General features: G+C 73.4%; 6 protein-coding genes and 1 pseudogene. 6 read left to right on the top strand and 1 reads right to left on the bottom strand.

Annotation, left to right across the window (positions count from 1 at the left end; all coding sequences use genetic code 11):
- Positions 1–391 precede the first annotated feature (391 nt).
- Positions 392–649, top strand: coding sequence for a hypothetical protein (locus ACWGH4_RS28425; RefSeq protein ID WP_441261864.1), 258 nt, complete (start codon positions 392–394; stop codon positions 647–649).
- 12 nt (positions 650–661) lie between these two features.
- Here the strand turns inward: ACWGH4_RS28425 and ACWGH4_RS28420 are convergent, their stop codons facing one another.
- Positions 662–1,096, bottom strand: a complete 435-nt coding sequence (locus ACWGH4_RS28420) for a YchJ family protein (RefSeq protein ID WP_453465960.1) — start codon at positions 1,094–1,096, stop codon at positions 662–664.
- A 172-nt stretch (positions 1,097–1,268) separates the two neighbouring features.
- Between ACWGH4_RS28420 and ACWGH4_RS28415 the strand changes: the two genes are divergently transcribed.
- The 5 genes and pseudogenes from ACWGH4_RS28415 to ACWGH4_RS28395 all read left to right on the top strand — a co-directional run.
- A complete protein-coding gene (locus ACWGH4_RS28415) occupies positions 1,269–3,005 on the top strand; it encodes a hydroxysqualene dehydroxylase (RefSeq protein WP_453465958.1) in 1,737 nt (578 codons plus the stop codon).
- A 90-nt stretch (positions 3,006–3,095) separates the two neighbouring features.
- Positions 3,096–4,442, top strand: coding sequence for a 6-phospho-beta-glucosidase (locus ACWGH4_RS28410; protein WP_453465956.1), 1,347 nt, complete (start codon positions 3,096–3,098; stop codon positions 4,440–4,442).
- A gap of 102 nt (positions 4,443–4,544) precedes the next feature.
- Positions 4,545–5,609 (top strand): NAD-dependent epimerase/dehydratase family protein, encoded by a 1,065-nt coding sequence (locus tag ACWGH4_RS28405; protein WP_453465954.1) that lies wholly within the window; start codon positions 4,545–4,547, stop codon positions 5,607–5,609.
- Entirely contained in the window at positions 5,603–6,289 is a 687-nt protein-coding gene (locus ACWGH4_RS28400) for a glycosyltransferase family 2 protein (RefSeq protein ID WP_453465952.1), read from the top strand. Before ACWGH4_RS28405 ends, ACWGH4_RS28400 begins: the two co-directional genes overlap by 7 nt.
- A pseudogene (locus ACWGH4_RS28395) lies at positions 6,286–6,533 on the top strand (glycosyltransferase); the annotation flags it as partial. The gene ACWGH4_RS28400 and the pseudogene ACWGH4_RS28395, both read left to right, overlap by 4 nt.

Here is a 6,533-nt window from a genome sequence, read left to right as displayed (position 1 = left end):
CTGTTGGAACACGGCCCGGACCTCGGGGCCCTGTTCCGGCCGTGGCCGGAACGTGGCGGCAGAGTGACGCGAGAGGCCCGCCGCGGCACCGCAGTGATCAACCCGCTCGCCGTTCCACCCACTTGAGCTGCGCATTCGGCCGCCGAGGCCCCGATTCCGGCCGCCGGCGTCCTTTTTGCGCCACAAGGCCGTCGATTCGGGTGCTTCGGCGGCGTTCGCGTAAGGTATGTCGGCGGTGCCGCCGGGGGCGGACGGCCGGGCGAAGGGTGCGGTGCGCGCCTCTCGTACGGCGTCCTTCGTCCTCCCTGAGCAGCGCCGCCGGGACGCGGTCGACTCACTCCCGCGTAACGAGAGATCACGGGGCGACCCGTACGGTAAAGAAGGACTTCACGTGACCGCCTCCCCCCTCGTCCCGGTGCCGATCCCCGACCGCGTCGCGGCGCTGATCGGGTCCTGCATGCCGGTCCACATCCTCCAGGCGGAGATCGACGCCGAGTGCGCGGCGCGCGAGGTGAGCCTGTTCCGCGGGCCGCTGTGCGCGGAGGACCGGGCGGACCGGGAGCACGCGCTCGCCACACTCGCGCGGGCCAACAAGGTGCTGGCCGCGTACGACCCGCGGCTCACGGTCATGCCGCGCCGGCGGCGCTGACCGCCCGCGTCCTCAGTCGATGAAGGTGCCGTCGACGTACACCCAAGCGCCGTTCTCACGCTCGAAGTTGCTGTGCTCGTGCAGCTCGCCCCGGTTGCCGCGGTGGCGGTAGCGGGCGCGGAAGGTCACGGTGCCTCTCGAGTGGAAGGCGCTGCCGTCCGTGGTGGCGACGATCTCGAGTGAGGTCCACTGCATGCCCGGGTCCAGCTCGAGGTGCCGGGGCCTGGTCGACGAGTGCCAGGTGCGCAGCAGGTACGCCGCGTCATGGGCGACGAAGGCGCTGTAGCGCGAGCGCATCAGCAGCTCTGCCGTGGGCGCGGACTCGTCCCCGCTGTGGAACCGGCCGCAGCACTCCCCGTACGGGGCGGGCAGCCCGCAGGGGCAGGGCGACTCGGCGGTGAGGGTGGGAGGCGTGGTGCTTCTGGTGCGTTTGGTTCGTCGGGCCATGGCTTCATTTTCCAGCCATTGAGCAATGGCGGCGCACGCGTGGCTTCCGAGTCGTGGGGGACCTCCGTATGCTCCAGCGCCGGACGCGAAAGTTACCGTCGGTAAGGGGCTTCGGATGGATCGTTCCGGCACGTCACGGCGTACCGCACGGCCTACCTCACGACGCACGTTCATGGCGGGCGCCGCAGCCGTGGGCGGCACCGCGGCATTAGCGACCGCCACGGCCTCCGGGACCGCGGCCGCCGCCGCGCCGGCCCTCTCCGTCGCCGTCCTCGGCGGCGGCGTCGCCGGGCTGACAGCGGCTCATGAACTCGCCGAGCGCGGGTTACGGGTCACCGTCTACGAGCGCCGGGCGCTCGGCGGCAAGGCCCGCAGCATGGACGTGCCCGACAGCGCCAGGGGCGGCCGCAGACCCCTGCCCGCGGAGCACGGCTTCCGCTTCATCCCCGGGATCTATCACAACCTGCCCGACACCATGCGCCGCATCCCCTTCCCGGGGAAGCCGGGCGGCGTCCGGGACAACCTGGTCGCACCGGCCGAGATGTCGTTCAGCCGCACCGGCCGCGAGGACCTGCGCATCCCGCTCCCCTGGCCCGGCCACCGGCCGCCCGGCCTCACCCTCGACGACATCCGCCGCGCCCTGACCGCGATGCTGGACACGGCCCTCGGCATCCCCTTCCACGAGACCGCGTACTTCGTGAACCGCATGCTCGTCTTCCTCACCAGCTGCGACGAGCGCCGCGACCGGACCTGGGAGGCCACACCCTGGTGGGAGTTCATCAGGGCGGAGGAGATGAGTTACGACTACCGGCGCATCCTCGCCGTCGGGCTCACCCGCAACATCGTCGCGACCAAGGCCGAGGAGGCCAGTACCCGTACCGTCGCCACCCTGCTCGAGGCGTTCGTCCTCAACGCGCTGGGCCGCGGGGCCGACGGCCCGCTGGACCGCATCCTCGACGCCCCCACCAACGAGGCCTGGATCGACCCGTGGGTGACCCATCTTCGGTCCTTGGGCGTGGAGTTCAAGGTCGGCTGGACCGTACGCGAGGTGACGTACGCCGCCGGACGGGTCACAGGGGCCGTGATCGAGAACCCGCGGGGCGGGCGCGAGTCGGTGACCGCCGACCACTACATCTCCGCGATGCCGGTGGAACACGCCCGGCGCACCTGGGGACCCGCGCTGCGCGCCGCCGACCCGCAGCTCGCGCGCTGCGACAAGCTGCGGACCGACTGGATGACCGGCATCCAGTTCTATCTGACCGAGCGCGCCCCGCTGCTCCACGGCCACCTCAACTGCATCGACTCGCCCTGGGCGCTGACCGCGATCCAACAGGCCGCGCACTGGCCCGGCCGCGACTTCCCGGCCGACTACGGCGACGGCGTGGCCGTGGACTGCCTGTCGGTGGACGTCTCCGAATGGGACCGGCCCGGCATCCTGTACGGCAGGACCGCGAAGCAGTGCACCCGCACGGAGGTCGCCAAAGAGGTGTGGGCGCAGCTGAAGGCGGCGCTGAACGACACCGGCAAGGTGGTCCTCAAGGACAGCGCCCTGCACTCCTGGTTCCTCGACCCCGGCGTCGACGGCCTGGGCACCCCGCACCCCACCAACGACGACGAACTCCTCATCCACCCGGTGGGGACCTTCCACAACCGCCCGCAGGCCGCGACCCGCATCCCGAACTTCTTCCTCGCCGGGGACTACGTCTCGGTCGACATCGACCTCGCGACCATGGAGGGCGCGAACGCCTCCGCCCGCGCAGCCGTCAACGCCCTGCTGGACAACGCCGGCTCCACCGCGCCGCGCTGCACGATCACACCGCTGTTCCGTGCCCCGGAGATGGCGCCCTTCAAACGGCACGACCGCACGCGCCACCGGCTCGGCCTGCCCAACGCGTTCGACCTCGGCTGACGCCTCCGCCCTCGGTGTGGAGGCGTCCGGTCTCCGACGCCGCCACCCCGTAGGACCGGCCCGCCCGCGGCCGCCGAGTAGCGTACGGGCATGAAGCTCACCATTCTCGGCGGCGGCGGATTCCGGGTCCCTCTGGTGTACGGGGCACTGCTCGGCGATCAAGGGGAGGGGCGGGTCACCCGCGTCACCCTGCACGACGTGGACGGCGGCCGGCTGGACGCGGTGTCCCGGGTGCTCGCCGAGCAGGCGGACGGGCACCCGGACGCGCCCGAGGTCGTCGTGACCCTGGACCTCGACGAGGCCGTGCGCGGCGCCGACTTCGTCTTCTCCGCCATCCGGGTCGGCGGGCTGGAGGGCCGGGCGGAGGACGAGCGGGTCGCCCTCCGCGAAGGCGTGCTCGGCCAGGAGACCGTCGGCGCGGGCGGCATCGCCTACGGGCTGCGCACCGTGCCCGTGGCCGTGGGCATCGCACGCCGGATCGCCGCGCTCGCCCCCGACGCGTGGGTCATCAACTTCACCAACCCGGCCGGCCTGGTCACCGAGGCGATGAGCCATGTCCTCGGCGACCGGGTCATCGGCATCTGCGACTCGCCGGTGGGACTCGGCAGGCGGGTGGCCAAGGTGCTGGGCGCCGACCCCGCGAGCGCATGGATCGACTATGTGGGCCTCAACCACCTCGGCTGGCTGCGCGGCCTGCGCGTCGGCGGACGCGACCGACTGCCGCAGCTCCTCGCCGACGACGACGCGCTGTCCTCCTTCGAGGAGGGCAGGCTCTTCGGGCCGGAGTGGCTGCGGTCGCTGGGGGCCGTGCCCAACGAATACCTGCACTACTACTACTTCAACCGCGAGACGGTGCGCGCCTACACGGAGGCCGAACAGACCCGGGGCGCGTTCCTCGGCCGCCAACAGGGCCGCTTCTATGCGGAGATGCGGCGCCCCGACACACCGGCCCTGACGGCCTGGCGCCGTACGCTCGCCGAGCGGGAGGCCACATACATGGCCGCCAACCGGGACGCGGCGGGCGTCGGCGAACGCGACGAGGACGACCTGGAGTCCGGTGGCTACGAGAAGGTGGCGCTCGCCCTGATGCGGGCCGTCGCCCGCGACGAGCGCACCACGCTGATCCTCAACGTCCGCAACCGCGGCACCCTTTCCGTGCTGGACGCCGACGCCGTCATCGAGGTCCCCTGCCTGGTCGACGCCGGCGGCGCCCATCCGGTGAGCGTCGACCCTCTGCCGTACCACGCGGTCGGGCTCGTCACCGCGGTCAAGGCGGTCGAACGCGAGGTGCTCGCCGCGGCGGAGAGCGGTTCGCGGGCGGGCGCGGTGAAGGCCTTCGCGCTGCATCCGCTGGTCGACTCGGTGGGCGTGGCCCGCCGCCTCCTCGACGGCTACCGGGCCGCGCACCCGGGGCTGGCTTACCTGACTGCCCCGTAAGGCGGAGCGGGGCACCCGACCGGAGCAGCGCACTCCTTACGTACCTGTGACGGCACGGCGCGGACCGGCGATCCGCGGCTCCGCCCGCCGTAGCGTCGCAGCATGCGTGTACTAGTCACAGGCGGCGCGGGCTTCATCGGCTCGCACATCGTCACGGCGCTCACCGCGCGGGGCCATGACCCGGTGGTCCTCGACGCCCTGCTCCCCGTCTCCCGTTCCGCGGCCCGCCCCCGGCCGCCCCTGCCGCCCGGCGGCGCGTGGATCCACGCGGACGTGCGGGACCCGGTGGCGGTGGCCGACGCACTGCGCGGCGTGGACGCCGTCTGCCACCAGGCGGCGATGGTCGGCCTCGGCAGCGACTTCTCCGACGCACCCGACTACGTCAGCTGCAACGACCACGGCACGGCCGTGCTGCTCGCGGCGATGGCGGAGGCGGGCGTCGCCGACCTGGTGCTCGCCGGGTCGATGGTCGTCTACGGCGAGGGCCGCTACGACTGCGCCCGGCACGGCCGGGTCCGACCCGGTCCGCGCGCCGCGGCCGACCTCGAGGCCGGCCGGTTCGAGCCGCTGTGCCCCGCCTGCGGCGACCCGCTCGTCCCCGGTCTCGTCGACGAGGACGCGCCGGTCGACCCGCGGAACGTGTACGCCACGACGAAGCTGACGCAGGAACACCTGGCGGCGGCCTGGGCCAGATCGACGGGCGGACGCGCCGTCGCCCTGCGCTACCACAACGTGTACGGCCCCGGAATGCCGCGCGACACCCCCTACGCGGGCGTCGCCGCCTTCTTCCGGTCGGCACTCGAACGCGGCGAGCCGCCCCGGGTCTTCGAGGACGGCGGACAGCGCAGGGACTTCGTCCATGTACGGGACGTGGCCGAGGCGAACGCCGTCGCCCTGGAGGCGGTCCACGGGCGGCAGCCGGGAGTTCTCACCGCGTACAACACCGGCAGCGGCACCCCGCACACCGTCGGCGAGACGGCGGCCGCGCTGGCCGCCGCGCACGGCGGGCCGGAGCCGGTCGTCACCGGCGAGTTCCGACTCGGCGACGTGCGGCACATCACCGCCGACTCGGCACGGCTGCGCACCGAACTGGGCTGGAAACCCCGCGTCGGCTTCGACGAAGGCATGGCCGAATTCGCCGCGGACGGACCGGGGGCGGCATGCTGACCGCCGACGTCGTCCTGCCCTGTCTCGACGAGGCGGAGGCACTCCCCTGGGTGTTGTCCCGCATCCCGGCCGGCTGGCGGGCGATCGTCGTCGACAACGGCTCGACGGACGGCTCCGCCGAGATCGCCCGCGCGCTCGGCGCCCTCGTCGTCCACGAGCCCCGGCGCGGCTTCGGTTCCGCCTGCCATGCGGGGCTGTGGGCGGCGGAGGCCGAGTACGTGTGCTTCTGCGACTGCGACGCGTCGCTCGACCCGGGACTGCTGACCGGGTTCGTCCGGCGGATCGCGGACGGCGACTCGGACCTGGTGCTGGGGCGGCGGCGACCGCGGGAGCGGGGGGTGTGGCCTGCGCACGCCCGGGCCGGCAACGCCGCTCTGTCCCGCATGCTGCGCCGGCGCACCGGCTTGCGGCTGCGCGACCTCGGCCCCCTGCGGGCCGGGCGCCGCGCCGACCTGCTGGCCCTCGATCTGACCGACCGCCGCAGCGGCTACCCCCTCCAGATGGTGGTCCGCGCATGCGACACGGGCCTGCGGGTGACGGAGGTCGACGTCCCCTACCTGCCGAGGGCGGGGAAGTCGAAGGTGACGGGCACCTGGCGGGGCACCTGGCACGCCGTACGGGACATGAGCGCGGTCCTGGCGGAACCGCCGCGTTCCCCAGTGAACGGCGGCACGCGATGAACGGGACGCTGCTGGTGATCGCGAAAGCGCCGGTGCCCGGCCGGGTCAAGACGCGGCTCACTCCCGCCTACACCCCGAAGGAGGCCGCCGCGCTCGCCGAGGCCGCGCTGCGGGACACCCTCGACGCGGTCCTCGCCACCCCCGCCCGCCGGCGGATCCTGGTGCTCGACGGAGAACCGGGGGCTTGGCTGCCGCCGGGCGTCGAGGTCGCGCCGCAGTGCGGCGGCGGCCGCGACGCGCGGCG

It is taken from the genome of Streptomyces sp. NPDC054847 (assembly GCF_053610925.1).
Note: the sequence above shows the minus strand (reverse complement) of the source record. Positions and strands in the feature narration are given on the sequence as shown.

Bases quoted from the DNA above. Each gene is read 5' to 3' on its own strand.
- ACWGH4_RS28400 (WP_453465952.1), top strand. From the start codon at position 5,603: ATGCTGACCGCCGACGTCGTCCTGCCCTGTCTCGACGAGGCGGAGGCA.
- ACWGH4_RS28415 (WP_453465958.1), top strand. From the start codon at position 1,269: ATGGCGGGCGCCGCAGCCGTGGGCGGCACCGCGGCATTAGCGACCGCC.
- ACWGH4_RS28410 (WP_453465956.1), top strand. From the start codon at position 3,096: ATGAAGCTCACCATTCTCGGCGGCGGCGGATTCCGGGTCCCTCTGGTG.
- ACWGH4_RS28405 (WP_453465954.1), top strand. From the start codon at position 4,545: ATGCGTGTACTAGTCACAGGCGGCGCGGGCTTCATCGGCTCGCACATC.
- ACWGH4_RS28420 (WP_453465960.1), bottom strand. From the start codon at position 1,096: ATGGCCCGACGAACCAAACGCACCAGAAGCACCACGCCTCCCACCCTC.